The sequence below is a fragment of the Variovorax sp. GW460-12-1-14-LB1 genome, assembly GCF_059423605.1.
The window spans coordinates 62,869-87,983 of record NZ_JBWKYF010000002.1 but is presented as its reverse complement, the minus strand read 5'-3'; the positions used below and the strand labels follow the sequence as shown (position 1 = coordinate 87,983).

At 69.0% G+C, this 25,115-nt stretch carries 22 protein-coding genes; 14 read left to right on the top strand and 8 right to left on the bottom strand.

Annotation, left to right across the window (positions count from 1 at the left end; genetic code table 11):
- Positions 1 to 11: 11 nt before the first annotated feature.
- From AC07Y4_RS01735 to AC07Y4_RS01710, 6 genes are read right to left on the bottom strand one after another with little or no spacing between them, the layout of a single operon-like run.
- On the bottom strand, positions 12 to 3,818 hold the full coding sequence (locus tag AC07Y4_RS01735; protein ID WP_487846951.1) for a pilus assembly protein: 3,807 nt from the start codon (positions 3,816 to 3,818) through the stop codon (positions 12 to 14).
- Positions 3,819 to 3,867: 49 nt separating this feature from the next.
- The gene (locus AC07Y4_RS01730) at positions 3,868 to 4,371 is read right to left on the bottom strand and encodes a type IV pilin protein (protein ID WP_487846952.1); all 504 of its coding nucleotides are present in this window, start codon (positions 4,369 to 4,371) and stop codon (positions 3,868 to 3,870) included.
- Between the two features lie 4 nt (positions 4,372 to 4,375).
- Positions 4,376 to 4,984, bottom strand: a complete 609-nt coding sequence (locus AC07Y4_RS01725; protein ID WP_487846953.1) for a pilus assembly PilX family protein — start codon at positions 4,982 to 4,984, stop codon at positions 4,376 to 4,378.
- Entirely contained in the window at positions 4,981 to 5,985 is a 1,005-nt protein-coding gene (locus AC07Y4_RS01720) for a PilW family protein (protein WP_487846954.1), read from the bottom strand. Before AC07Y4_RS01720 ends, AC07Y4_RS01725 begins: the two co-directional genes overlap by 4 nt.
- Entirely contained in the window at positions 5,982 to 6,578 is a 597-nt protein-coding gene (pilV, locus tag AC07Y4_RS01715) for a type IV pilus modification protein PilV (RefSeq protein WP_487846955.1), read from the bottom strand. Before pilV ends, AC07Y4_RS01720 begins: the two co-directional genes overlap by 4 nt.
- Positions 6,575 to 7,177, bottom strand: coding sequence for a GspH/FimT family pseudopilin (locus AC07Y4_RS01710; RefSeq protein WP_487846956.1), 603 nt, complete (start codon positions 7,175 to 7,177; stop codon positions 6,575 to 6,577). The genes pilV and AC07Y4_RS01710 overlap by 4 nt, the downstream gene beginning before the upstream one ends.
- A 252-nt stretch (positions 7,178 to 7,429) precedes the next feature.
- Here AC07Y4_RS01710 and AC07Y4_RS01705 point away from each other — a divergent pair, with 252 nt between their 5' ends.
- The gene (locus AC07Y4_RS01705; protein ID WP_447744126.1) at positions 7,430 to 7,987 is read left to right on the top strand and encodes a methylated-DNA--[protein]-cysteine S-methyltransferase; all 558 of its coding nucleotides are present in this window, start codon (positions 7,430 to 7,432) and stop codon (positions 7,985 to 7,987) included.
- Positions 7,988 to 7,997: 10 nt separating this feature from the next.
- Here AC07Y4_RS01705 and AC07Y4_RS01700 read toward each other — a convergent pair whose 3' ends face one another.
- Both AC07Y4_RS01700 and AC07Y4_RS01695 read right to left on the bottom strand, forming a co-directional pair.
- A complete protein-coding gene (locus tag AC07Y4_RS01700) occupies positions 7,998 to 9,218 on the bottom strand; it encodes an MFS transporter (protein ID WP_487846957.1) in 1,221 nt (406 codons plus the stop codon).
- Between the two features lie 78 nt (positions 9,219 to 9,296).
- The gene (locus AC07Y4_RS01695; protein WP_487846958.1) at positions 9,297 to 10,178 is read right to left on the bottom strand and encodes a LysR substrate-binding domain-containing protein; all 882 of its coding nucleotides are present in this window, start codon (positions 10,176 to 10,178) and stop codon (positions 9,297 to 9,299) included.
- Between the two features lie 78 nt (positions 10,179 to 10,256).
- On the opposite strand from AC07Y4_RS01695, the gene AC07Y4_RS01690 reads away from it, so the two are divergent.
- The 13 genes from AC07Y4_RS01690 (at position 10,257) to AC07Y4_RS01630 (ending at position 25,084) form a co-directional block, all read left to right on the top strand.
- Positions 10,257 to 11,432 carry an MFS transporter gene (locus AC07Y4_RS01690; protein ID WP_487846959.1) on the top strand — a complete coding sequence of 392 codons (1,176 nt, stop codon included), beginning with the start codon at positions 10,257 to 10,259 and terminating at the stop codon, positions 11,430 to 11,432.
- Positions 11,429 to 12,040, top strand: a complete 612-nt coding sequence (locus tag AC07Y4_RS01685) for a pyridoxamine 5'-phosphate oxidase family protein (RefSeq protein ID WP_487846960.1) — start codon at positions 11,429 to 11,431, stop codon at positions 12,038 to 12,040. The genes AC07Y4_RS01690 and AC07Y4_RS01685 overlap by 4 nt, the downstream gene beginning before the upstream one ends.
- A 99-nt stretch (positions 12,041 to 12,139) precedes the next feature.
- The gene (locus AC07Y4_RS01680; RefSeq protein WP_167395025.1) at positions 12,140 to 13,357 is read left to right on the top strand and encodes a multidrug effflux MFS transporter; all 1,218 of its coding nucleotides are present in this window, start codon (positions 12,140 to 12,142) and stop codon (positions 13,355 to 13,357) included.
- 1 nt (position 13,358) lies between these two features.
- Complete coding sequence (locus tag AC07Y4_RS01675; RefSeq protein ID WP_487846961.1) at positions 13,359 to 14,789, top strand: MFS transporter; 1,431 nt, start codon at positions 13,359 to 13,361, stop codon at positions 14,787 to 14,789.
- A 20-nt stretch (positions 14,790 to 14,809) separates the two neighbouring features.
- Positions 14,810 to 15,466, top strand: coding sequence for a paraquat-inducible protein A (locus AC07Y4_RS01670; RefSeq protein WP_487846962.1), 657 nt, complete (start codon positions 14,810 to 14,812; stop codon positions 15,464 to 15,466).
- Positions 15,467 to 15,468: 2 nt separating this feature from the next.
- Positions 15,469 to 16,206, top strand: coding sequence for a paraquat-inducible protein A (locus tag AC07Y4_RS01665; RefSeq protein ID WP_487847334.1), 738 nt, complete (start codon positions 15,469 to 15,471; stop codon positions 16,204 to 16,206).
- Complete coding sequence (locus AC07Y4_RS01660) at positions 16,203 to 17,864, top strand: PqiB family protein (protein WP_487846963.1); 1,662 nt, start codon at positions 16,203 to 16,205, stop codon at positions 17,862 to 17,864. The genes AC07Y4_RS01665 and AC07Y4_RS01660 overlap by 4 nt, the downstream gene beginning before the upstream one ends.
- Complete coding sequence (locus tag AC07Y4_RS01655) at positions 17,861 to 18,490, top strand: PqiC family protein (RefSeq protein WP_062480234.1); 630 nt, start codon at positions 17,861 to 17,863, stop codon at positions 18,488 to 18,490. The genes AC07Y4_RS01660 and AC07Y4_RS01655 overlap by 4 nt, the downstream gene beginning before the upstream one ends.
- Before the next feature lie 62 nt (positions 18,491 to 18,552).
- Complete coding sequence (locus AC07Y4_RS01650; RefSeq protein WP_487846964.1) at positions 18,553 to 20,163, top strand: MFS transporter; 1,611 nt, start codon at positions 18,553 to 18,555, stop codon at positions 20,161 to 20,163.
- A gap of 19 nt (positions 20,164 to 20,182) precedes the next feature.
- Complete coding sequence (locus tag AC07Y4_RS01645) at positions 20,183 to 21,667, top strand: flavin-containing monooxygenase (protein WP_487846965.1); 1,485 nt, start codon at positions 20,183 to 20,185, stop codon at positions 21,665 to 21,667.
- Positions 21,668 to 21,840: 173 nt separating this feature from the next.
- Positions 21,841 to 23,277, top strand: coding sequence for a PAN domain-containing protein (locus tag AC07Y4_RS01640; RefSeq protein WP_487846966.1), 1,437 nt, complete (start codon positions 21,841 to 21,843; stop codon positions 23,275 to 23,277).
- Between the two features lie 211 nt (positions 23,278 to 23,488).
- A complete protein-coding gene (locus AC07Y4_RS01635; RefSeq protein WP_062480225.1) occupies positions 23,489 to 23,998 on the top strand; it encodes an RNA polymerase sigma factor in 510 nt (169 codons plus the stop codon).
- A gap of 69 nt (positions 23,999 to 24,067) precedes the next feature.
- Complete coding sequence (locus AC07Y4_RS01630) at positions 24,068 to 25,084, top strand: FecR family protein (RefSeq protein ID WP_487846967.1); 1,017 nt, start codon at positions 24,068 to 24,070, stop codon at positions 25,082 to 25,084.
- The last annotated feature ends 31 nt before the right edge of the window (positions 25,085 to 25,115 follow it).

Below are 25,115 nucleotides of genomic sequence, written 5' to 3'. Positions count from 1 at the left end.
TCTTTCGGCACTCAGAAGGGTGGCGAGACCACCTGGCGCCAGCTGCGGCGCCAGGTGCGGGAGTCCGGACAGCCGTCACCGGCTTTCTGCGTGCCACCCACGCCGGTGAGAAAGCCGGTTTCGTTGGTGCAACTGCTCCTGGGCTTGCCGTCCGGCTGGCCTTCGTTGGGCTGGCCGACCATGTTCCGCGAGTTCACGTTGCCGCGCGTGAAGCCGCCGGCGGGGATCGAGACGACCGAGTACGCGTCGAAGCTGCCGTTGCCATCCACGTCGAAGGAGTTCTTGTTCTTGCCGGTGAGTGCGTCGAGCACGTAGATGATGTTGGGCAGGCTGCCCGTGGCCGTGCAGGATTCGATGCCCTGTTTCTTGTCCTCCGGCAGGAAGGACGAGACGATCACGCTGCTGCCCAGGTTGGCGAGGTCGCCGACCACGCGCTCGCCGTTGGCCATCGCGCCGGGGTGGGTGATGGTGCCGAGGTTCAGTTGCCATCCCCTCTTGGTTTTCCAATCGACGGCATTCGTGCTGAGCTGGTAGAAGTCCTTTCCCTCCTCGATGCCGGCGCCGGTCTTCGCCACAGGAATGATGGTTTGCGTCACGAGGTTCGAGGTGCTGAGCGCGACGGCGCCGGCCTTGTCGTCGCCTCCGATCGGGGTCTGGTCCCAGAGGCCGTAGAGGGCCTGCTTCGTGGCCGGCATGGCCAGGTCGTCTTCGTCGAGCAGGATGCCCGTGCCGATCACCACGATGGCGCCGCACTGCGAGGTGGCGCTGTAGGTGCACGTGCTTCCGTCGCCCGGGTGGACCTGCCAGGTCGGCGCGGCATAGATGGGCTGCTTTCTGCCCTGTGGCGTGGTGAACAGCCGCCTGGGAACGGAGGCCGCGAGCTTCGCGCTCCGCAGGTCGAAGCGCCACAGGTTGCCGTTGGCGTCGCCGGCGTAGGCCGCAACGATGCGGCGGGTGCTGTCCCGCACCGCGACCACGCCGCCAAGCCCGCGGTTGCCGCCGGTGGCGTCGCCGCCGTAGCCCGTGGGGAGTTGAATGAACTGCTTGAGCTTGCCGGTGAGCGCCTCCACCACGTACAGCCCGACCTTCTGCGTTTCGGGGTAGTGGCCGTTGCCGGTCAGCATGACCCAGGTGCCGTCGTCCAGCTGGCCCGCGGCGGGGTTGTTGGTCACATGGCCCAGGTGGGGATAGTCCTTGTGCTTGTTGTTCACTTCCCAGAGGAAGTGTTCCTTGCCCGGGGTCCGGTCGGCGTTGTTCAGCGGCGATTCCAGTCCGTAGATGAAAGGGCCCGCGCGTCCGCCCGTGCCCAGCACCAGCTGGCGCCAGGTGTTCTTTTCGCCAGCCGGGGTCTGGCCGTTCCTGTCGTACACGTCCTGCTCGACCAGCGGGCCGTCGAGCGTGTAGCGAAAGCGGAAGTTCGTGCCGGCGAGGTCGATCTGCGAGGCCATGGCGCCCTTGGGCATGAACGCGGCCAGCTCGCTGCCTGCGGCCTCGTTCCTGCCGGCATTCAGCACATGGACCTTGCCGTTGTTGGTGGCCGCGAAGATGGTGGGAGGGCGCGTGGTCTTGAGTGCCTTGTAATCGGGGTAGGTGTCCTTGCCGTCGACCGAGCCGAAGGTGCCGTAGCCCATGTCGAAGCGTCCCCCCACGAACACCGGCGGCGAGTTGACCGAGGCGCCGATGGGCTGCCTGCGCAGCCGGTAGACCGTGCCGCCGGCATCCTTCTGCGGGTCCTCGCCCAGCAAGTAGCGGACAAAGCGTTCGTCGGTGGCCTGCTGCTTGTCGGCGTTCAGCAGGGCCTGGAGATCGTTCGGCAGGTCGCTCAGCCGGGTGCCGTAGGTGAGCGCCGTGCGCTGGGCGTTCCCGGGGGTGTTGGGGTCGTAGTTCGAGAGGGCAAGGATCGTGCGTTTGTCCAGAGGCGGCATCCTGGCATTGGCGGACCAGGCCGGCTTCGGCTTTCCGGCATCGTCGAAGACAGCGTTGGCGCCGTCGGCATTCAGCGCGAAGGCCTTGATGTCGCCGCTGTTGTCGGCCGTCTGGTACTCGGTCGTGTACTTGTACTGGCCCTGCAGCGTCTGGAACTCGTTGCTGTTGCCCGATACGGCCACGCCGGCGTCGTTGCCGGAGCCGACCATGCTGCTCAAGGCGTTGTCGAGCGCGCGGCGCACGTCCTCGCCCGAGTACACGCTGTAGGCACGGCCGCCGCCGGTGAAGCCGGCACGGATGAAGTCATCGACGCGCCGGGCGTCGCCCGCGTCCGAACTGTCGCGGCTCAGGTCGCCGGTCGCCCACTGCGGTGGCGTCACCGGATTGCCGGCGAGCCAGTCGCTGTTGTACTTCTCGATCTGCGCCCACGTCAGCCCCTTCTTGAGAGGCGAGTCGCCCGAGGGCGTGAGGCCCCAGCCGATGGTGTACGTGGTCATGTTCTGCCAGAAGGTTGGGTTGTGCTGGCCCTCCACGGGCGGCACGTCGTTGGACAGCGTGCTGGAGAAATCCGTGTGCCAGAAGTAGCGGGCCGTGAGATCGGCAAAACCGTTGCTGCTGATGCCGCCATCGCTGTAGGGGATGTAGAGGTTTCTGGCGTTCAACCTTTGGGGCAGGTCCAGGCTGTCGCGGGCGGGAGCGCCCTTGGGGTCGTATTTGAACTTCGCTGCACTTCCGGCAGGCTTGCCGTCGTAGTTGGTGCTGGCGGTCGTGGCTGTGAAGCGAGTGTCGATGTCTTGCGCCGTACCCGAGTTCCAGGCGCCATCGGACAGCACGATGGCGTAGGCGCGCCTGCAGCTCAATTCACCGCTCGTCAGGTCGTTGGGATCGTTCTTCCAGGGGCTGGTCAGCGAGGAGGTCGCATAGGTCGCGGTCTCCTTTCCGGCGTAATAGTCGGCGGCGAGTCTCAGGGCGTTGTGGCTCGGCGTTCCTCCGTTGGGGACGATGTCGTAGATCCAGCTATAGAACCTGGACTTCCATTTCTGCCCCGAAGCGGTGGACTCGTCCTTGAAGTAGTTGACGCCGCTGACGATGTGCTCGGCGGGTTTGGCCGGGTTTCTCGGATCTACTTCCGCCACGCTTTGGTTGTATTGAACGTACCCGACCCTGAACTTGTTGTCGTAGCTCTGCATCGCCAGGCCCAGCGCGGTGCTGACAGCGAGTGCGCGGTTGCGGTACCACGTGTACCAGTTCGCGATGTTCTTGCGCTCCAGCGCCGCGGGGCATTCGTTGGCGCTCCCGCAGTCGGTCCGCCTGTGTCCGGGTGGCAAGGGGACATCGCCGACATCGAGCGCCCCGATGACGCTGACTGTTCGATTGGCCTCGGTGGAACAGTCGTTGTTCTTGCACAGAACGTAGGTGAACTTCTTGGTGCTTGTCGTCGTCCCCGCTTCGTGCAAAGGCCTTCTGTCGGTGGACGACTGGTTGTTGACGAAAGAAACCGGGTTGGGCTTTTCCTTTCCGGTTGCATCGACTCTGGCGCCATAGGTGATCGCCGGGTTGTAGTACTGGGTGTTGACGTTGCTGGACCGCATCGAATACCACCCGTACTTGCCCCTGCAGTCCTTCTCTTCTCCCTTGCACTGGTCGTTGACCGCATACCCGTCCTGCATCTCGTCGTCCATCGACCCGGAGTTGTCCAGCACGAACATCAGATTGGGCTTGGCGCCCGGCACGGCGTTGTACAGCGGGGCCTGGCTTGGCGTCGTGGCAGCCAGCGCGTCGCCGATGGGAAGAAGCGCCGCGCCCCACGCGGCAGCGAGACTGACGAAGGTTCGCAGCGTGCGTGCGGCCCTGGCGGGTACCTGAACAAGAAACGGGCGCGTGGCGGTCATGCGGTTTTCCCTGCGGTTGAAAGTGGGGACCTGATGAGGCGTGCGAGATTCATCTCCAGCACTCCTTCGTCAGTAGTCCCGTGACCTCGTCATCCATGTCCTTCACACCCAGGCCGCTCAAGGTCAGCGTGCCGCACCGGTCGCCGGTCATGCTGCCGGTGCGGGTGGCCTTGAGGACGTAGCTGGGCGGGTTGTCGCGCGCGAAGACGGCGATGGTGTAGTTGGCGGCGCCGGACTTCGGCGACTGCTGCAAGGCCCTGGGCAACAGGCTCTCTGTGCCTTTCTTCTGCTCGGTCTCCTCGCCGGCATCACCCGCGGCAGCGGTGTAGCGATCGTTCGCCGAGTAGTAGCGCTGCATGAACTGCGCGGCCTCCATCAGGATGCCCTGGGCTTCGGCGCGCTTGGAGCGTTGCACGTGCTCCTGGTAGTTCGGCAGCGCGATGGCGGCCAGGATGGCGATGATCGCGACGACGACCATGACTTCGATCAGCGTGAAGCCGCGGCGGGAGCGCGAGGAAGCGGAAGGCAGGTGTGGCATGGCGATGAAGGTCATGAAGTCATTTGTCGCGCGTCAGCACGGACTGCAGCCACGCTTCGGCGCCCTGGGTGGCGATGCCGGTCGACTTCTCGAACCTGGCGTTGTTGGCAAAGCCCCGGGCGGTGATCAGGTAGCCGGTCAGACTGGGCGTCGAAGTGGTGGCGATCTTCTGGATGAGGCAGCGCGGTTCGATCTCCAGGGGCGTCGCGTCGACCGTGGTGCCGGTGGGCTTCTTGTTGGCGTAGGCCTTCGGAACGACGATCGCGCTGTTGCCCGCCCAGCTGGCCTTCTTGCGCCATGCCGCGGTTTCGTCGAACTCCGAGCCGATGGGGGTCGTGATGATCCGGGCGCGCATGCCGACGGAGGCGTACTCGGTGTAGTCCTTGTCGTCGCCATCGAAGATGGCCACCTGTTCGCAAAAACGCAGTGCGGTCTCGGCGGCTTCGCGCGCGATCTCGGTTGAACGGATGCCGTTCACGCTGCGCTCGCTTTGCGTGGCATTGCGGATCGCGAAGGTGCCGACCAGCGACAGGATCACGACCAGGATCAGCGTGACGATCAGCACGGCGCCGCGTTCGTACGCACGGCCGGCGATGCGGCGCGGAAGAGGGAGTGGCTTCGTGTTCATGGTGTGATCAGGCGGTTGCGCAGCAGCACCGTGGTGGTGAAGGTCCTGCGCAGGTAGCCGTCGGTGCCGGTGCGGTCGGTGTTGTCGCATCGCTTGTAGGCAAGGCCGCCCTCGGGCACGTCGCGCACCGGCCGGTCGCTGCGCATCTGCAGGCACACGCGCACGCTCAGCACGCGGCTCCAACGGTCTTCGGCGAGATCGGCAAGGACGCCGCTGCCGGGCAGGGCATCGACACCCGCGGCATCGAGGTACTTGACGATCTGGTGTCGCAGCGGGTCGTAGGTGGCCGCCAGCTCGATGCTGGGACGGCTGGCCACGCCATAAAGAATGCGCATGCTCTCGACGTTGGCCAGCAACGGCTGCGAGGCGCCGATGGCGTTGACGGCGTCGCGCTTTTCCATCCCGCGGCACGACAGCATCGGTGCCGTGCTCGCGTCTGTCACCAGATAGCGGTTGTCGGCCAGTGCGTAGTTGGCGGGTGGGGGCGCGTCGGGTGCCGGCGTGGGCGGCGGGTTCACCTGTGTCGGCGTGAGGGCGTTGATGCCGTTGCCCAGGCAGTTCGTCGCCAGCTTGGCGTCGGTGCCCGTGGGCATGGTGTTGTCGGTGGTGGCTTCGTAGCGGATGGCGATGGCGTCGCTGCCTTTGCCTGTGCACGACAGCTTGTCGAAGGCGGCTGCGGCATCGGTGAATCCGCCGGTGCATCCGCGCACGGCGGGGCCGGCGTAGTTGCCCATCACCGTGGCGCCGTTGCTCGGGATGAGCTGCTGCGAATAGCCGGCCTGCTTGAGTTGCTGCTGGATCAGGTTGAGCGCGAGGATGCCGTCCTCGTTCAACTGCGTCTCGGCCTGCGACAACTGGCTGCTGCGGCTGGAGGTCGAGAACGTGGACAGGGCGGCGGCCAGGATCACCAGCCCGATCGTCAGCGAGATCATCAGCTCGATCAGCGTGAAGCCGCGGGCCGCGTTGCGCGTGCGTGGGAGTGCAGTGAAGACGGTGCTCACAGCGTGATCCGGAAGTACATGCAGTTCACCTCTGCCGGGGCCGCGATGTTGGCGTCGGCGATGGGGCAGGCCTGGCGCAGCGCGAAGCCGGTGTCCTCCGCGATGGCGCGCCAGATCAGCCAGATGTTCAGCACGCGCGTGGCCGGCAGGCCATTCACGCCGGAGGACGCGTCGGCCAGTTCCGTGGTGACGTAGGCCGTGCCGCCGGGCAGCCGGTTCCCGACATTCGTGAGCCACTGCGCGAGGTCGTAGGCGGCAATGGCCGCGCCGCAGGTGTTGACCGGCATGTCGGGAACGGAGGTGTCGACCTCGCAGGCGGCTGGCGCCGGCGTGGGGTCCGTGGAGGCCGCCTCGCGTGTGCTGGCGTTGTAGGCCTTGGCGTGGGTGTAGCCGGCAAAGCCCGCGAGGTTGGCGCGGGCGCGTTCCGCGTAGTCGTTCACCAGGCTCAGGCCGGTGGCGCGCATGCGCGAGAACTGGTTGTACTTGAGGGCCGCCGACGTGAGCCCCGCCATGCCGAACAGGCCGATGGCCAGGATGACGATGGCGACCAGCACCTCGATGAGGGTGGCGCCGCGTTGTGTCGGGCGCTTCATTCGTCGTTGCCCGAACAGTCTTCGCCATCCGCGGCGTAGCGGATGCGCCCGGGCTTGCTGATGCACAGCGTCTTGCGTGCCCATGGGGTGGTGCTGGCCGTTTCGAAACCGGGGGCATCGACCGTGATGCTGTTGCTCCCCGAGCTCACCAGACCATTGGGCAGGAAGACAAAACGGCCGGCTTTGCCCAGGGTGATCTTCGCGATGCCGGGCAGTGCGTCCTGCCGCAACAGCACCTCGTCTGTCGACTCGGAATAGGCGAAGTCGGCGTCGCGGTCGTTCTTGGCGAAGACGATCCAGCCGGCCGCGAAATCGTTGCCGCCCGAGCCGGTTTCGCACTCGACCGCGGTGCCTGCGCGCAACTGGCAGACGACGACGGGTCTTGCGCGGGCGATGGCTTCAGTGCGCGCGATGCGCAGCGAGCTGGTCACGGCGTTGACGGCGTTGGACAGCCGCCATTGCACGATGAAGCGCGTCATCGAAGGCGCCGCGATGCCGATCAGGATCGCGAGGATCGCCAGCGTGACCATCAGCTCGATGGCCGTCAGTCCGCGCTGGTCGCGCAGCCGCGCCGGCCGCGAAGAATCGCGTGGCCTCATGTGCATGTGTCTCCCTGTTGTTTTGGAATTTCAGCCGACAACTTCTGGGCGCGAGACTAGGGGGCGATGCACATGTCCGACAACGGCTTGCCGACATTCGGTGCGTTCGAAAGGATGAGCGGAAATGCCTCGAAGCGCCGAGTGAAAGTCCGATATTTCGGGGTGTTTGGCTGGTACTTTTGCTCTTCTGCGGAAGAGGTCTTCGCGCCCATGTCCGCGCGTCGTTTTTCAACCTTGAATCACAATGCTCCGATGACTGCCGCATCTCCTTCCGATTCCGGCTTTGCCTTGTTCCCGACCGCCATCGGCGTCTGCGCGCTGGCCTGGGGGCCGCAGGGGCTGGTCGGTGTGCAACTGCCTGAAGAGCGGGGCGAAGCCGCGACGCGTGCGCGCATGCATCGGCGCTTTCCTGATCTGGAGGAAGCCTCGCCGTCGCCGCGCGCGCAGCACGCCATCGCGGGCGTGCAGGCGCTGCTCGAAGGCGCGACCGACGACTTGTGCGACATCGACCTCGACATGCGCGGCGTGTCCGAGTTCCACCAACGCGTCTATGCGATCGCGCGGCGCATTCCGCCGGGGCAGACGCGCACCTACGGCGAGGTGGCCGAAGAACTCGGCGACAAGGGCCTGTCGCGCGCGGTCGGCCAGGCCATGGGCCACAACCCCTTCGCGCCGGTCGTGCCCTGCCACCGCGTGCTGGCCGCGGGCAACAAGCCCGGCGGCTTCTCGGCGGGCGGTGGCGCGTTGACCAAGCTGCGCATGCTCGACATCGAAGGCGCCACACCGAGCGGGACGCGCTCGCTGTTCTGAGCTTGAACGGTCAGGCTGCCGGCACGGGCAGTTGTTGCAGCCCCGCGATGCGCGAACCGAAGATGATCGCGGCCTGCAGCACGAAGCCCGCGAGCGCCAGCAGCAGGCAGGCCGGCTCGCCCCACATCGCACCGACCAGGCCGCCGAGCGCTGCACCGACCGGGCGCGCACCTGCGTTCACCGTCAGGAACACCGCCGACACCCGGCCCAGCATCGCCGAGGCCGTCACGCTCTGGCGCAACGTGGTCGAGGTGATGACCCAGACCATCGGCCCCGCGCCGAACAGGAAGAACGAAAGCGCAGCCAGCGAGGCGGTCGGCACGACGAGCGTGGCCGCCATCGTCGCGGCCGCGGCGACCGCCACCGCCGGCCCGACCTGGATCGCCCGCCCGAAAGGCAGCCGCGCCGTCACGCGCGAGGTCAGCAGCGCACCGACCACCATGCCCGCGCCGTACATCGCGAGCGTGAAGCCCACGGCCTGCGCGCCGAGGCCCAGCACGCGCACGGCATAAGGCACATAGCCCGCCTGCAGCACGAACCACGAGATGTTGAAGACCGCGCCGGTCATCAGCATCGGCCGCAAGAAAGCGTGCTGCCAGACGAAGCGCGCGCCATCGTGCACGTCGCGCAGCGGATGGCGCGACGGGGCTGCAGGGCGGGGCGCTTCGTTCAAACGCAGCAACAGGCCCACGGCCGCCACCGACAGCACCGCCGCCAGCACGAAGGCCGACGACGCGCCGGCCCACGCGACCAACGCGCCCGCGAGCGCAGGCCCGGCCGTGAAGGCGGCACTGCGGGCCAGCTCCAGCCGCCCGTTGGCGCGCGCCAGCGCGTCGCGCGGCACGAGGGCCGGCACCAGCGCGGGCGCCGCGACGCTGAAGCCCACGGTGCCGACCGCGCCGAGGAAGCCGAGCACAGCCAGCCCGCCGATGCCCAGCGTCGACGACAGCACCATGCCGAGCAGTGCCAGCAGCGACACGGCGCGCAAGCCTTCGGCCCACACCATCAAGCGCCGGCGCGACATGCGGTCCGCGAGCAGGCCCATCGGCAGCGAGACCAGCAGGAAGGGCAGCGTCTGCACCGCCGCGAGAAAGCCGATCTCGCCCGGCCCGGCGCCGAGCGCGAGCACGGCCACCAGCGGCACGGCCGCGAGGCTCAGTTGTTCGGCGGACTGCGCCGCAAGATTGGCCCAGGCGAGGTGGGAGAAGGAACGGGGAAGAGGCAAGGGCATGGGGCGGCACACGAAGAGAAAGACCGCATCCTCGGGGCCGCGCCTGTCTGCCGCTGGCCGTTTACGGACGTGGAAGCCTCAGCCCGCGTTCATCTGCTCGAACCACTCGGCCACGCACACCGTCTCGGGCGCTGCATCGGGCGCGAGGCCGTAGTAGTAGCGCTCCAGCGGCATCCGCAACCCAGGCAACGGCGACTGCAGCCGCCCCGAGGCCAGGTCGTGCGCCACCAGCGAGGTCGGCGCGAGCGCGATGCCCAGCCCGTCGACCGCGGCTTGCAGCACGAAGTGCAGGTGATCGAACTGCAGCCGACCGGCCGGCCGCGCGCGCGGTGCGCCGACCTGCTTCTTCCAGTCGTCCCAGTCGTCCTTGCGCGTGCGCGCCGACAGCAGCACATGCGAGGCGAGGGCGCGCAGGTCGGGCAGCGGCTGCGCCTTGAACAGCGCGGGCGCGCCGACCACCAGCACTTCGTCTTCGAGGAAAGGCCGCACCTGGATCGACGACGGCCAGCCTTCGAGGCCTCGGCGCACGGCGATGTCGAAGCTGTCCGTGGCCTGCTCGGGCATGACGGTGCTGGTGACGACCTGCGGCTCGATATCGGGATGGCGTTCCACGAAGGACGGCAGCCGGGGAATCAGCCAGCGCACCGCGAACGAGGGCCGCACGTTGATGCGCACCGCGCGCGCCGGGCCCTGCAGCTGCAGCGCGCGGGCCGCCGCGTGGATCTGCGCGAGCGCGGGTTCGGTTTCCGCGAAGAACTGCTGGCCCTCGGGCGTCAGCGTGACCTGCCGGATGCGGCGTTCGAACAGCGCCACGCCCAGGCAGGCCTCGAGGCTCTTGATCTGTCGGCTCACCGCGCTGTGCGTCACGTGCAGTTCGACCGCGGCACGCGTGAAGCTCAGGTGGCGGGCCGCCGCCACGAAGGCACGCACGGCATGGAGGGGCGGTTCGCGAAGCGGCATGCGTGCGATTTTCTCACGCATGCCGCGCGGGAATGTCGTTTGTCGGCGGGCGTCGCGAGCGGGCACGATACGGGCTCGATGTCCGCTGCACCACCGCTTTCTCCCGCCGCTCCCGCCCGTTCCACCGACCTGGATTCCCGCCACGCCGCCATGGCGCTCGGCCTCTCGCTGCCGGCCGACGTGGTGCTGTACCTGCTGTTGCCCATGTACGCGTCGCAGTTCGGCGTCTCGCTGGCCGAGGTCGGTCTGCTGCTGGCGGCCAACCGGCTGGTGCGCATCGCGGGCTACGGTTGGGTCGCGCGTTTCTATGCGCGCCACGGCGACCGGGCCAGTTGCACGCTGGCCGTGGTGGCCGCCGCATGCTGCGGGCTGGGCTACGCCACGCTCTCGGGGTTCTGGGCGCTGCTGCCGCTGCGGCTGACCTGGGGCCTGTGCTTCGCGGCGCTCAACCTGTCGACGCAGGCCCTGGCCACGGCCGACCCGCTCGGTGCCGCGCGGCGCAGCGGGCGGTCGCGCGCCTTCATCGCGACCGGGCCGGTGCTCGCGCTGCCGCTCGGTGCGCTGCTGGCGTACACGGTCGGGCCGCGCGCGATCTTCGGCGTGCTGGCGGTGGTGTCGTTGCTGGCGTTGTTCGTCACGCGGCGGCTGCCGTCGAAGCCGCACCACAGTGCCGCGCCGACGCGGCGCTTCTCGCGGCCGAATGCGCTGGACGGCTGGTCGTTCATGGAAGGGCTGGCGCTCGACGGCCTGTTCATCGTGGGCCTGTCGTACCTCGGCAAGGACCTGCTGCCCGGCGGCGCGGTGATCGTGGCCGGCGTGCTGATGGCGCTGCGCTACCTCGCGGAAATCTTCCTCGGGCCGGTGGGCGGGCGCATGGCGGAGCACTTCGGCGCCGAGCGCCTGCTCGTGAGCCTGTCGCTGGTGACGTCGCTCGCGCTCGTGGGCTTTGGCCTGGGCTGGCTGTGGAGCTGCGCGGCGCTGATCGTGGTGCTGCGCGCACTGCAGTTGCCGCTCCTGCCGCCCATCGTGGCGCGTCGCACACCCGGACCGGAGCGCGTGCGGGCGCTGGCGGCCCGCGCGGTCTGGCGCGACATCGGCGCGGGCGCCGGACCCTTGCTGGCCGGCGTGCTGCTGCCCATTGCCTCGCCGCCGTGGATCTACGGCACCGCCGCGCTGCTGCTGGCGATCGCGGCGCTGGCCTGTGTCCGGCGCGCATCGCCACCCACCCCGATCCAGGAGAACATCACCCCATGACCACCATCGACACCGTCGCCCAACTCGAAGCCCTGTTCGGCCAGCCGGGCGAAGCCTCGCTCAAGAAGGAAGTGCCGTACCTGCACCCGAGCTACCAGGCGCTGATCGCCGCATCGCCGTTCGCCGTGCTCGCGACCACCGGCCCCGGCGGGCTCGACGCCTCGCCGCGCGGCGACGCCCCGGGCTTCGTCGCGGTGCAGGACGACAAGACCTTGCTGTTGCCCGAGCGGCGCGGCAACAACCGCATCGACAGCCTGCGCAACATCGTGGCCGACCCGCGCGTGGCCCTGCTGTTCCTGATTCCGGGCGTGGGCGAGACGCTGCGCGTGAACGGACGCGCACGCATCCGCGTGGCACCCGAGCTGCTGGCGCGCTTCGCGGTGGAAGGGCGCGCGCCGCAGTGCGTGATCGAGGTCGCCGTCGAGACCGTGTTCTTCCAGTGCGCCCGCGCCATCCAGCGTTCCAAGCTCTGGGCGCCGGTGCCGCCGGACGCGCCGCGCACCGTGCCGACGCCAGGTGCCATCCTTTCGGCGCTGACCGATGCGGCCTTCGACGGCGTCACCTACGACCGAGAACTGCCCGCGCGCCAGCAGGCCACGCTGTACTGAGCGGGCGCGGCGTACCGCCCGGTAGAACGAATGCACTAGCGGCGAAAGACGCCGACCCCACGCCTGCACCGATTGCGAGCCTTCGCCACAATCGACCCAATGCGTTCTTCTCCGTTCTTCAAAATGGCCCTGTTGTTGGGCCTGCTCTCCGCCATCGGGCCTTTCGCGATCGACATGTACCTCCCGGCTTTGCCCGCCATCGGGCAGAGCCTGCATGCGGACATCGGCGCGGTGCAGATGAGCCTCACCGCCTTCTTCCTGTCGCTCGGCGCGGGGCAATTGCTCTACGGCCCGATCTCCGACATGGTCGGGCGCAAGCCGCCGCTGTATGCCGGGCTGGTGCTGTTCGCGCTGGCCAGCGTGGGCTGCGCGTTGGCGACCGACATCCAGACCCTCATCGCACTGCGCTTCGTGCAGGGCCTGGGCGCGGCCGCCGGCATGGCGATTCCGCGCGCCGTGGTGCGCGACCTGCACACCGGCACCGACGCCGCGCGGCTGATGTCGCTGCTGATGCTTGTGTTCAGCGTGTCGCCGATCCTGGCGCCGCTCGCGGGCAGCCTGGTCATCGCCTTCACCGGCTGGCGCGGCGTGTTCTGGGCCGTCACCATCGCCGCGGTGGCGGGCCTGGCCATGATGGTCAAGCTGCTCGACGAAACACGCCCGGCCTCCGAGCGTGTCGAAAGCAGCCTGGGCAGCGCGCTGTCGGCCTACTGGCTGCTGCTGCGCGACTGGCATTACCTCGGGCTGGTGTTCATCGGCAGCTTCGCGATGGCGGGCTTCTTCACCTACCTGGCCAACTCGTCGTTCGTGATGATCGACCACTACGGCCTGTCGCCCGCGATGTACAGCGTGGCCTTCGGCGTGAACGCGGCGGCCTTCATCGCGGCCTCGCAGTTCACGGGTTCGCTGGGCGAGCGCTACGGGCTGGTCAACCTCGTCAAGTTCGGCGTGGCCTGCTGCGGCGTGGCGATGGTCGCCATGTTCGTGTACTTCGCGATGGGCGGCGACAACCTGTGGGTGCTGATCGTCCTGTACTTCATCGCCTCGGGCTTCATGGGCCTCGTGATCCCGACCACCGGCGTGCTGGCGCTCGAGATGCACGGCGCCATCGCCGGCACGGCCTCGGCGCTGCTGGGCACGCTGCAGATGCTGACCGGCGCGCTGGCGATGGCGGTGGTGGGGCTGTTCTCCAACGGCCGTCCGCTGCCGATGGTGGCGGGCATGGCCGCCGGCGCGCTCATCGCACTGGTGCTGACCTGGCTCACGCTCGGCGGTGTGCGCTCGGAGCCAACCGGGGGCAGGGCGCAGGAGGCCTGACATGACGGTGGCCATGACAGGCAACGGCCCGCAGGCCCAGCTCGACGGCCTGGCCGCGCCCGCGCGCGGCTGGGCGATGCTGGTCATCATCCTCGGGCTCACGGTGTCGGTGCTCGACGGCACCATCGTCAACCTCGCGCTGCCCGGCATCGCGCGCGAGCTGCAGGCCACGCCGGCGCAGGCCATCTGGGTGGTCAACGCCTACCAGATCGCCACGCTGGTGATGCTGCTGCCGCTGGCCTCGTTGGGCGACCTTGTGGGCTACCGGCGCGTGTACCTCGTGGGCATGGCGGTGTTCACCGTGTCGTCGCTGGCCGCGACCTTCGCCAATTCGCTGGCCACGCTGATCGCGTCGCGCGCCCTGCAAGGGCTGGGCGCGGCGGGGATCATGAGCGTCAACGCGGCGCTGGTGCGGCTCACGTTCCCCTCGGCGCAGCTGGGGCGGGGCATGGCCATCAATTCGCTGGTGGTCGCCACCTCGTCGGTGGCCGGGCCTTCGGTGGCGGCGGCGATCTTGTCGGTGGCGTCGTGGCCTTGGCTCTTTGCCATCAACGTGCCGCTGGGCATCGTCACCTTCGCGCTGGGCCTGCGGGCGCTGCCGTTCAACCGCGCGGCGCCGGCCGCGGGCGCGCGCTTCTCGCCGGTCGACGTGACGCTCAACGTGCTGATGTTCTCGCTGGTCTTCCTCGGCGTGGACCAGCTGGGCGTGCGCGAGGGCGGGGTGCAGGCCACGGGCACGCCGTGGTCGGCCTGGGCCACGCTGGCGGCCGGGCTGGCGGTGGGCTTCGTCTACCTGCGGCGACAGCGCACGCAGGCGGTGCCGCTCTTTCCCATCGACCTGCTGCGCATCCCCGTGTTCGCGCTGTCGATGGGCACCTCGGTGGCGGCGTTCTGCGCGCAGATGCTGGCCTACATCGCGCTGCCGTTCCTGCTGCTCGACGTATACGGTCGCAGCCACATCGAGGCCGGCCTCCTGATCACGGCCTGGCCGCTGGCCATCGTGGTGATGGCGCCCATCGCCGGGCGGCTCATCGGACGCTACCCCGACGGGCTGCTGGGCGGCATCGGCCTGGGCCTGCTGGCGACGGGCCTGGCGCTGCTGGCGGCGCTGCCGGCGCATCCGGGCAATGCCGACATCGCCTGGCGCATGGCGCTGTGCGGCCTGGGCTTCGGCCTGTTCCAGTCGCCCAACAACCACACCATCGTGAGCTCGCCACCCGCGCACCGAAGTGGTGCGGCCAGCGGCATGCTGGGCACGGCGCGGCTCACCGGGCAGACGCTCGGGGCCGTGGTGCTGGCGGCGGTGTTCAGTGTCTGGAGCCCGCATGGCGGGCACGGCCCCGTGGTGGCGCTGGTGCTGGCGGCGGGTTGCGCGGCGGTGGCGGCGGTTTTCAGCAGTCTGCGGCTGAAGACGACAAGTCCGCATGCCTGAATAAGGTAGGGTACGGCCTCATGAAGGAAGTACCTGACACCGTGGTCTGCCCGGGCTGCGACGCGGTCTACGCCCGCACGCCGCTGGCGCCGCGCGACGTGGCCGAGTGCCCGCGCTGCGGCACCGAGCTCGACCGGCACCCGGGCGCGCAGCAGCGGCGCATCCTGCCGTTGACGGTCGCGAGCCTGATCATGTTCGCCATCGCCAACCTGTTTCCCATCGTCGAGATCGAACTGCAGGGCCTGCGCAGCCAGACCACGCTGGCCGGCGCGGTGGTGGTGCTGAGCGCCGAGGGCATGTCGCCGGTGGCGCTGCTGGTGCTGGCCACGACCATCCTGTTTCCGCTGCTGCAGCTGTGCATCCTGGCCTACCTGCTGGTGCCGCTCGCTCGCGCGCACCGGCCCTGGGGCTTCGCGGTGCTGGTGCGCATGATGCAGTCGCTGCGGCCCTGGGGAATGATCGAGGTCTTCCTGCTCGGCGTGCTGGTGGCGATCGTCAAGCTGTCGAGCATGGCGACGGTGGTGCCGGGGCCCGCGCTGTGGGCCTTCGTGGCGCTCACCGTGACGCTCACGGCCGTGCTGTCGTTCAACCCCGGCGCGTTCTGGGAGATGACCTTCCGCCAGGCCGATGAAGAAGATGCCAACGCAGAGGCAGACCCGCCGGAGGTGCGCGCATGAACATGCGCGGGCTGCCCGCCCGCCTGGCCTCGGCACGCCCTTGGGAGGCGCAGGCCGACGACGAGCACGACCACGAGAACCCGGTGCCGACGGCCGCCGGGCTCGGCCTGCACGTCTGCACGCACTGCACCGCCGTCTGGCGCGATGCCGAAGATGGCGACGCCTGCGCCCGCTGCGGCACGCACCTGCACACACGCAAGCCGCAGAGCCTGAACCGCACCTGGGCCTTCCTGATCGCGGCCTGCATCATGTACATCCCGGCCAACCTGCTGCCGGTGATGATCACGCGCACGCTGTTCGGCGCGCAGTACGACACCATCCTCAGCGGCGTCATCTACTTCTGGGTGTCAGGCGCGTGGGGGCTGGCGGCCATCGTGTTCATCGCGAGCTTCCTGGTGCCGCTGTTCAAGCTGGCGGTACTGCTCTTGCTTGTGGTGCTGGCGCAGCGGCGCAGCAACTGGCGCCGGCGCGAGCGGGCCAAGCTGTATCACATCATCGAGATCATCGGGCGCTGGTCGATGCTTGACGTGTTCGTGGTGTCGCTCCTGACCGGGCTGGTGCAGATCCAGGGCTTCGCGGTCATCACCGCCGGCGTGGGTATCGCGGCCTTCGGCGCGGTGGTGGTGCTGACCATGCTGGCCTCGCTGAGCTTCGACCCGCGCCTGACGTGGGACGGCCCGGTGCCGCAAGCAGACACGGACGAACGACACATTGAAAGCAGGGAAGAAAAAATCGCATGAGTGAAGAAGACACGCAACCGCAAGACCGTCCGGCAGCGTCGGCCCCGCCCGCGCTGCCGAAGCCGAAAGTGGCGCGCCGCCGCGAATGGCTGCCCTCGCTGATCTGGCTGATTCCCATCGTCGCCGCGCTGGTCGGCGTGACGCTGGTGGCCCGCATCCTCATGGAGCGCGGCCCCGAGATCGTGCTCACCTTCAAGACGGCCGAGGGCCTCGAAGCCGGCAAGACCGCCGTGAAATACAAGGACGTGCAGATCGGCCTGGTGCAGAGCCTGCGGCTGGCGCGCGACCGCTCGCACGTGCGCGTGCTGGTGCAGCTCAACAAGGACGCCGAGGGCTTCACCTCGGCCGACTCGCGCTTCTGGGTGGTGCGGCCGCGGCTGGACACCTCGGGCATCTCGGGCCTGGGCACGCTGCTGTCGGGCGCCTACATCGGCGCCGACGCGGGTGTCGAGAAGGAAACCGCGGGCGAATTCACCGGCCTCGAAGCGCCGCCCATCGTCACGCGTGGCGACTCGGGCCAGCAGTTTTTGCTGCGCGCACGCGACGTGGGCTCGCTCGACGTCGGTTCGCCCGTGTACTTCCGGCGCATCAAGGTCGGGCAGGTCGCGGCCTACGAGCTCGACGGCGACGGCCGCGGCGTCACGCTGCGGGTGTTCGTGAACGCGCCGTACGACAAGTTCGTCGGCATGAACACGCGCTTCTGGCAGGCCAGCGGCATCGACGCGCAGCTCAGCGCCAGCGGCTTCACGCTGCGCACGCAATCGCTGGCCACCATCCTGCTCGGCGGCATCGCCTTCCAGGCGCCCGACGACGCCATGGGCCCGCTGGCCAAGGAGAACACGGCCTTCGTGCTGGCGCAGGACGAAAGCGCCGCCATGAAGGAGCCCGACGGCCCCTCGCAGACGCTGCTGATGTACTTCAACCAGTCGCTGCGCGGCCTCACGCCGGGCGCGCCGGTCGATTTCCGCGGCGTGGTGCTGGGCGAGGTGAAATCCATCGGCGTCGAGTTCGACCGCGCCGAGCGCGAGTTCCGCATGCCGGTGCTGGTGCAGATCTACCCCGACCGCCTGCGCCGCCGCGAAAGTGGTGCCGGTGCGCAGGCCACGGAGTCGCGCGCGACGCAGCAGGAACGGCTGCGCTTCCTGGCCGAGAAGGGCCTGCGCGCCCAGCTGCGCAACGGCAACCTGCTGACCGGCCAGGTCTACGTGGCGCTCGACTTCTTCCCGAAGGCGCCGCCCGCGAAGATCGACCTGTCGAAGAGCCCGATCGAGCTGCCGACCATCGCCAACGGCCTGGACGAGATCCAGTCGCAGGTGCAGGAAATCGCCACCAAGCTCAACAAGGTGCCCTACGAGCAGATCGCCACCGACCTGCGCACCACGCTGGCCACGCTCAACAAGACGCTCACCAGCACCGAGCAGACCGTCAGCCGCATCAACACCGATGTGACGCCCGAGCTGGCCGCCGCCATGAAGGACGTGCGCAAGACCGTCAACTCGGCCGAACGCACGCTGGCCGACGACTCGCCGCTGCAGCAGGACATGCGCCAGACCCTGCGCGAACTGACGCGGGCCGCCGGTTCGGTGCGCGTGCTGACCGACTACCTCGAACGCCATCCCGAATCGCTGCTGCGCGGCAAACCGGACGACAAGAAATGAAGACGACGACGACCTTCGCGCTCGCGGGCGCCGCCGCGTTGCTGGTGCTGGCAGGCTGCGCGAGCAAGCCCGACAGCTACTACACGCTGGCCAGCCCGCCCGCGCTCACCGACGCCGCGCCGCGCACTCCTGATGCCGCCGCGCCGCTGTACATCGAGCTCGCGCCCGTGGCCGTGCCCGAGCGGCTGGCGCGCCCGCAGATGGTGGTGCGCCGCCCGACCGGCGGCGTGCAGGTCGACGTGCTCGAGCAGCACCGCTGGGCCTCGTCCTTCGAGAACGAATTGCGCGACGCACTCGGCAGCGGCATTGCCAGCCGGCTCGGCGCGCTCGACGTCACGCAGGGCGGCCGCCAGACCTCGCAGCCCGTGTGGCGCGTGGCGGTGCAGGTGCGCCAGTTCGAGATGGTGGACGGCGGGCGCGTGGACGCCGGCTTCACCTGGACCCTGCGCCGCTCCGACGAGGCGCGCACGCTGGTGTGCCGGCTCGACGCGGGCGAAGCCACCGGCGGCGGCATGGACGCGCTGGCGCAAGGCGCGCAGCGCGTGACGGCCGCGGCGGCGGCGGCCATGGCGCGCAGCGTGAACGCGGCGCGGACGAACCCGGGTGCGACGGCGTGCGCGACCTGAGGTTTTCACCTTTCCCCCATGGGGGAAGGCACCACGCCACCATCCGCTAGAACGGAGGCCCCATGGCACAGATCGGCAAGGCGCCCTGCGACGACACGCTGATCCTGCATGGGTCTCCATCTCCCACGGAAGAGGGCGCCTGCCCTGAAGCCTCCAAGCCCTGGGTGCTCGCCGCGGCCATCGTCGGCTCGAGCATGGCCTTCATCGACGGCACCGTGGTCAACGTTGCCTTGCCTGCCATCCAGGCCGATCTGCACGCCACGGCCTTCCAGGCGCAATGGGTGGTCGAGTCGTACGCCTTGCTGCTCGCGGCGCTGCTGCTGGTGGGCGGCGCGCTCGGCGACCGCTACGGACGGCGGCGCATCTTTGCTATCGGTGTCGTTGTATTCGCCGTGTCGTCGGTGGGCTGCGCGCTGGCAGCCACTGTGCAACAGCTCATCGCGGCGCGCGCGATTCAAGGGATCGGCGGCGCGCTGCTGGTGCCGGGCAGCCTGGCGCTCATCAGCGCGTCGTTTCCCGAGAAGGAACGCGGCAAGGCCATCGGCACCTGGTCGGGCTTCAGCGGCATCACGGCGGCGGTGGGGCCGGTGCTCGGCGGCTTCCTGGTCGATCACTTCTCGTGGATCTGGGCCTTCCTCATCAACGTACCGATGGCGCTGCTGGTGCTGTGGATCGTGCGCCGCCACGTGCCCGAGAGCAAAGGCGCCGCGGCGCGCGGCGGGCTCGACTTGTGGGGCGCGCTGCTGGCGACTGCCGGGCTGGGTGGCATCGTCTACGCCTTCATCGAAGCGCCGACGCAGGGCTGGCGTTCGCCGGCCGTGCTCGCGGCGCTCACGATCGGTATTGCGGGCAGCATCGGCTTCGTCGTCGCCGAACGCCGGGCGCGCACACCGATGCTGCCGCTGTCGCTGCTGCGCATCGGCAACTTCAGCGGCGCCAACCTGCTGACGCTGCTGCTGTATGCGGCGCTGGGCGGCGGGCTGTATTTCTTTCCGCTCAACCTGATCCAGGTGCAGGGCTACTCGGCCACGGTGGCGGGCGCGGCGCTGCTGCCGTTCATCTTCCTGATGTTCGCGCTCTCGGGCTGGGCCGGGCAGCTGGTCGACCGTTTCGGACCGCGCGTGCCGCTGGTCATCGGGCCGGCCATCGCGGCCGTGGGCTTTGCGCTGTTCGCGCTGCCGGGCGTGGGTGCGAGCTACTGGAGCGGCTTCCTGCCGGCCGTGGTGGTGCTGGGTTTCGGCATGACGGTGACGGTCGCGCCGCTCACCACCACGGTCATGAACGCCGTGGGGCCCGACCTCGCGGGCGTGGCCTCGGGCGTGAACAACGCGGTGTCGCGCGCGGCGGCGGTGCTGGCGATCGCGGTGTTCGGCGCCATCATGGCCTGGGCCTTCGACGCGGCGCTGGCCGAGCGGCTGCAGGCGATGGGCGCGTCGGACGAGGTGCGGGCTTTTCTTGCGGCCGAGCGTGACCGGCTGGCCGCGGCCGGCGCGCCGCCGGGGGCCGACGCGGCCACCGTTGCCGCCGTGAAGCGCGCGGTGGCCGAATCCTTCGTCGCAGGCTTTCGCTGGGTGATGCTGCTGAGCGCCGGCCTGGCCGTGCTGAGTGCGGTGAGTGCCTGGCTGATGATCCGGCGCACGCCCGTGGAAAAGCCAGACAACAACAAGCCATGAGACAGGAGACAAAGAACCGATGGAAGCAGCACAACCGGCCGTCGCGCCGCCGCATGTCGATGTCCTGATCGTCGGTGCCGGCCTGTCCGGCATCGGCGCCGCCTGCCACCTGCAGGCGCAGTGCCCGGGCCGCAGCTACGCGCTCCTCGAAGGGCGCGAACGCAGCGGCGGCACCTGGGACCTGTTCCGCTACCCGGGCGTACGCTCCGACTCCGACATGTACACGCTGGGCTACGTGTTCCGCCCGTGGACACAGGCCAAGGCGATCGCCGACGGCCCGTCGATCCTGCAGTACGTGCGCGACACCGCGCGCCAGCACGGCATCGACGACAAGATCCACTACCAGCACCGCGTGGTGCGCGCCGCCTGGTCGAGCGCCGACGCCTGCTGGACGGTCGACGTGGCGCAGGGCCCCGACAAGCGGCCCGTGCAGTGGCGCTGCAACTTCCTGTTCCTGTGCAGCGGCTACTACCGCTACGAGGCCGGCTACACGCCCGACTTCGCCGGCATGGCCGACTTCAAGGGGCGCATCGTCCATCCGCAGCATTGGCCCGCCGACCTGGACCACAGCGGCCGGCGCGTGGTCGTGATCGGCAGCGGCGCCACCGCGATGACGCTGGTGCCCGCGATGGCGAAGACCGCCGCGCACGTCACGCTGCTGCAGCGCTCGCCGACCTATGTGGTGGCGCGCCCGGCCGAAGACCCGATTGCCAACCGCCTGCGGCGCCTGCTGCCGGCGATGGCCGCGTACCGCCTCACGCGCTGGAAGAACGTGACGCTCGGCATGCTGTTCTTCCGGCTCGCGCGGCGCAAGCCGGCGCGCGTGAAACGCATGCTGCTGGGCGGCGTGCGCCACGCACTCGGACCCGGCTACGACATCGCCACGCACTTCACGCCGCGCTACAACCCGTGGGACCAGCGCCTGTGCCTCGTGCCCGACGGGGACCTGTTCGCGGCGCTCAACGCCGGGCGCGCGTCGATGGTCACGGACCACGTCGACACCTTCACGCCCGAGGGCCTGCGGCTGAAGTCGGGCCGCGTGCTGGACGCCGACATCGTCGTCACCGCCACCGGCCTCGAGCTGCAGGTGCTCGGCGACATCGAACTGAGCGTGGACGGCCGCCGCGTCGACCCCGCAGCGACCTTCAACTACAAGGGCATGATGTACAGCGACGTGCCCAACCTGGCCTCGTCCTTCGGCTACACCAACGCCTCGTGGACGCTCAAGTGCGACCTGACCTGCGCCTACGTCTGCCGGCTGCTGAACCACATGCACAAGCACGGCTGGCGGCAATGCACGCCGCACAACGCGGGCCCCGACCTGTCGCCCGAACCGTGGATCGATTTCAGCTCGGGCTACGTGCAGCGCTCGCTCGACAAGTTTCCCAAGCAGGGCACGCACACGCCGTGGAAGCTGCACCAGAACTACCTGCGCGACATCCTCCTGCTGCGCCTCGGGCGCGTGGACGACGGGGTGATGGCGTTCTCGAATCGCGTGGCTTGACCGCGTTGCGTGACGCGGCGATGTATAGCTCTGCTCAATACAACATCGAAGATTTTTGAATTGGATCGATGGCAGGCGGCGGTGATTTACTCCGCCCGGCGTTGCACTCGCACTGAAAAAACGGCGAGGCGGTGCCCGGGAATCACCCCACGACCCTGTGATGAGGAGACCTCATGAAGTCATCGATCCGTGCATCCCTGGCGGGCCTGCTGTTCGCAGCGCTGGCAGGACATGCAAGCGCTGCCTCGCTGGACGCTTTCGCGGCCACGCCGAACGCCGCCATCTCCGGCAACAACATCGAGAACCTGACGCAGTCGACGCCCGAGATGTGCGCGTCGGCCTGCCTGGGCGCGCCACGCGGCGCCTGGTGCGTCTCGTTCGACTACAACAAGGCCGGCCAGAGCTGCGACCTGAGCGACAAGCGCGCCGCCGACGTGGGCGGGCTGAAGACCGACTACCCCGGCAACCCCTATGACCACTACAGCCTCAAGCCCGATTCGCTGAAGCCTTTCGCGCACACGCCCAATGCGGCCATCAGCGGCTACAACACCGAGGCCCTGCAGGCCGTGACGCCCGCCGACTGCGCCAACGCCTGCACCGACGCGAGCCGCTCGTCGTGGTGCAAGTCCTTCGACTACCACAAGACCAACCAGCGCTGCGACCTGAGCGACAAGCGCGCCAGCGACATCGGCGGCCTGAAGACCGACTACGTCGGCAACCCCTACGACCATTACTCGCTGATCGCGGGCGAGGGCGTTCCCAACCCCGTGCCCGGCAACAAGCACATCCTGCTGATCGGCATCGACGGCCTGCGCGGCGACGCCATCCAGTGCGCGGGCTGCGTGCAGACGCCCGCGATGTCGGCGCTGATTGCCGGCGGCGCCTTCCACGGCAACGTGCTGGCGGGCGGCACCAAGCAGGCGACCGTGAGCGGACCCGGCTGGTCGTCGGTGTTCACCGGCTTCTGGGCCGACAAGCACGGCGTGACCTCGAACACCACCACCTTGCCGCTGAAGAAGACGCACGTGTTCGACCAGATCAAGGCGGCCTGGCCGACGGCCACGACGGCGGTGGTGGGCGACTGGTTCAACATCACCCACAACCTGCGCCCGGCGCTGGCCGACTTCGTGGTTGCCAACGCAGCCAAGAATTCGCAGCAGGCCACCGATGCCGTGAAAGGCTGGCTGAACTGGAAGCACCCGCCGACGGCGATCTTCTACTACCTGCACAACGTCGACGTCCACGCGCCGAGCTACGACCCGCTCAATGCCTACTACCAGGGCAAGATCGCCGGCGAAGATCAGCAGATCCAGCAGGTGCTCACGGCGCTCACGTCGCGGCCGAACTACGCCAACGAGGAATGGCTGATCGTCGTCACCTCCGACCACGGCGGCACGGGCAGTGGCCACGGCGGGCAGACGGCAGGGGAACGCAGCACGCTGCTGATCCTGAACAACAACCACCAGAACCCGCTCAAGCCCAGCTACTGCGTGGGCAACCTCGGGGGTACCGCATTGACGCAGGTGGACGGCACGACGCCGCACATCCTGGACTTTCTGGGGCTGCCGAACACCACCGAAGGGCAGAAGCACCCTGCGTGCGGCAACTGAGGCCGGACGAATCTGGAGAGCGCCGAAGGGGAGGGTAGCCCGCGCGCATGCCGTGTGCGGCAGGCGAAATGCCTACCCTTCGGCGATCGGCGGGTTGAACCCGCACATAATCTCGCGTTTTCTTTTGTTCTGAATCTCTCAGGTAGCCACGCCGTGTCGAAGCCAACCTGCCCCTGGACTTCGACCAACCCTTCCCGGCTGTGGTGCGCCCGTGTTCGAACGCTATTACCGCGAGCTGCTGAGCTTTCTGTCCCGCAAGGTACCCGACCGCGCCACCGCGGCCGACCTGGCGCAGGAGAGCTACGTGCGGGTGTACGAGGCGCAGCGCACGGGCAGCGTGGTGCGCGACCCGCGCGCGCTGCTGTATCGCACGGCCCGCAACCTCGTCACCGACCACCACCGCCGCACCAGCGTGCGCGCGGGCGGCGACACGGCGGCGCCCGATGACGCACCGCCCGACGCCGACGACTGCATCGGCCCGCCCACCTTCGAGCCCGACGCCATCCTGTCGTCCAGCCAGGGCATGGCGGCCATGGTCGAGACCATCGACCGGCTGCCTCCGCGCTGCCGCGAAGCCTTCGTGCTCTACAAGTTCGATGGGCTCTCGTACGCCGAGGTGGCTGCGCGCATGGGCATCTCGGTGCGGACGGTCGAGATGCAGTTGCGCATTGCGATGGAGGCGTGCTGGGCGTGCCTGGAGCGGACCCGTGGTTCAGAGTGAGATGAGACGCCCCATTACAGGGTTTGACCACGCTTGTGCGTCTACCCCCCTAAGAACGATCCCCACGTCATGACCCTCACGTCGCCTCCGTCCGAAGAAGCCCTGCGCCTGCGACAGGACGTGCTGGACTGGTTCGTCCGCCGCCAGCGCACGCACTGGAGCGCGTCCGACGAGCGCGCGTTCCAGGCCTGGCTCGGTGCCGATGCGCGCCATGGCGAGGCGTTTCGCGAATGGGAGTCGCGCTGGCGCGCCTTCGACGCGATCGCGCCCGAGACGGTCGCGGGCTGGCGCAGCGGCTTCGAAGGCCGCGCGCCCGCCGCACCCACGCGCCGCGGCTTCCTGAAACCGGCGGTCGTGCTGGGCGTTTCCGGCATGGCGGTCGGCGCCGGCTACCTCGGCTGGCGCCACCTGCAAGCCCAGCCCGTGTTCGAACAGGCCTTCGCCACCCGACGCGGGCAGCAGCTCGAGGCGCCGCTGCCCGATGGCTCCCGGCTGCGGCTGGACACCGCCACCCGCCTCGAAGTGCGCCTGTTCCGCGACCGCCGCGAGGTGACGCTGATCGACGGGCAGGCGGTGTTCGCCGTGCAGTCCGATGCGAAACGCCCGTTCGACGTGCTGGCCGGGCCGCTGCGCGTGCGGGTGGTCGGCACGCGCTTTGCCGTGCGCCACACCCCCGGCATGCCGGGCGCCGACGGCACGCGGGTGTCGGTGGAAGAGGGCAAGGTGCGCGTGCTGCGCCGGGCGCCGGATGCGACGAGCGAAGTCTTCCTGACCGCTGGGCGCCAGGTGGAAAGCGATGCGCAGGGCCGGTTCTCCGCCGTTTCGGCCGTGCCGCGCGACGGCATCGCGCCCTGGCGCGAGCACCGCCTGAGCTTCGTCGACACGCCGCTGGCCCGCGCGCTGGCCGAGCTGGAGCGTTACGGCAGCACCGGCCTGGTGGTGAACGACCCGGCCGTGGCGGCCCTGCGACTGAGCGGCACCTTCGACCCGCGGGACGCGCGCACGCTGCGGCGCGCCCTGGCCAGCGCCTTGCCGGTGCGGCTGAAGGAAACCGGCCCGGTCGCGGAAATCCTGCCGGCCCCCTGAAACAAAAGAATCAAGAATTTCTCGCCGGCAC

Coding starts and splice junctions, on each gene's coding strand:
- AC07Y4_RS01735 (WP_487846951.1), bottom strand. CDS start 3,818: ATGACCGCCACGCGCCCGTTTCTTGTTCAGGTACCCGCCAGGGCCGCA.
- AC07Y4_RS01730 (WP_487846952.1), bottom strand. CDS start 4,371: ATGACCTTCATCGCCATGCCACACCTGCCTTCCGCTTCCTCGCGCTCC.
- AC07Y4_RS01725 (WP_487846953.1), bottom strand. CDS start 4,984: ATGAACACGAAGCCACTCCCTCTTCCGCGCCGCATCGCCGGCCGTGCG.
- pilV (WP_487846955.1), bottom strand. CDS start 6,578: ATGAAGCGCCCGACACAACGCGGCGCCACCCTCATCGAGGTGCTGGTC.
- AC07Y4_RS01710 (WP_487846956.1), bottom strand. CDS start 7,177: ATGAGGCCACGCGATTCTTCGCGGCCGGCGCGGCTGCGCGACCAGCGC.
- AC07Y4_RS01705 (WP_447744126.1), top strand. CDS start 7,430: ATGACTGCCGCATCTCCTTCCGATTCCGGCTTTGCCTTGTTCCCGACC.
- AC07Y4_RS01700 (WP_487846957.1), bottom strand. CDS start 9,218: ATGCCCTTGCCTCTTCCCCGTTCCTTCTCCCACCTCGCCTGGGCCAAT.
- AC07Y4_RS01695 (WP_487846958.1), bottom strand. CDS start 10,178: ATGCCGCTTCGCGAACCGCCCCTCCATGCCGTGCGTGCCTTCGTGGCG.
- AC07Y4_RS01690 (WP_487846959.1), top strand. CDS start 10,257: ATGTCCGCTGCACCACCGCTTTCTCCCGCCGCTCCCGCCCGTTCCACC.
- AC07Y4_RS01685 (WP_487846960.1), top strand. CDS start 11,429: ATGACCACCATCGACACCGTCGCCCAACTCGAAGCCCTGTTCGGCCAG.
- AC07Y4_RS01680 (WP_167395025.1), top strand. CDS start 12,140: ATGCGTTCTTCTCCGTTCTTCAAAATGGCCCTGTTGTTGGGCCTGCTC.
- AC07Y4_RS01675 (WP_487846961.1), top strand. CDS start 13,359: ATGACGGTGGCCATGACAGGCAACGGCCCGCAGGCCCAGCTCGACGGC.
- AC07Y4_RS01670 (WP_487846962.1), top strand. CDS start 14,810: ATGAAGGAAGTACCTGACACCGTGGTCTGCCCGGGCTGCGACGCGGTC.
- AC07Y4_RS01665 (WP_487847334.1), top strand. CDS start 15,469: ATGCGCGGGCTGCCCGCCCGCCTGGCCTCGGCACGCCCTTGGGAGGCG.
- AC07Y4_RS01660 (WP_487846963.1), top strand. CDS start 16,203: ATGAGTGAAGAAGACACGCAACCGCAAGACCGTCCGGCAGCGTCGGCC.
- AC07Y4_RS01655 (WP_062480234.1), top strand. CDS start 17,861: ATGAAGACGACGACGACCTTCGCGCTCGCGGGCGCCGCCGCGTTGCTG.
- AC07Y4_RS01650 (WP_487846964.1), top strand. CDS start 18,553: ATGGCACAGATCGGCAAGGCGCCCTGCGACGACACGCTGATCCTGCAT.
- AC07Y4_RS01645 (WP_487846965.1), top strand. CDS start 20,183: ATGGAAGCAGCACAACCGGCCGTCGCGCCGCCGCATGTCGATGTCCTG.
- AC07Y4_RS01640 (WP_487846966.1), top strand. CDS start 21,841: ATGAAGTCATCGATCCGTGCATCCCTGGCGGGCCTGCTGTTCGCAGCG.
- AC07Y4_RS01630 (WP_487846967.1), top strand. CDS start 24,068: ATGACCCTCACGTCGCCTCCGTCCGAAGAAGCCCTGCGCCTGCGACAG.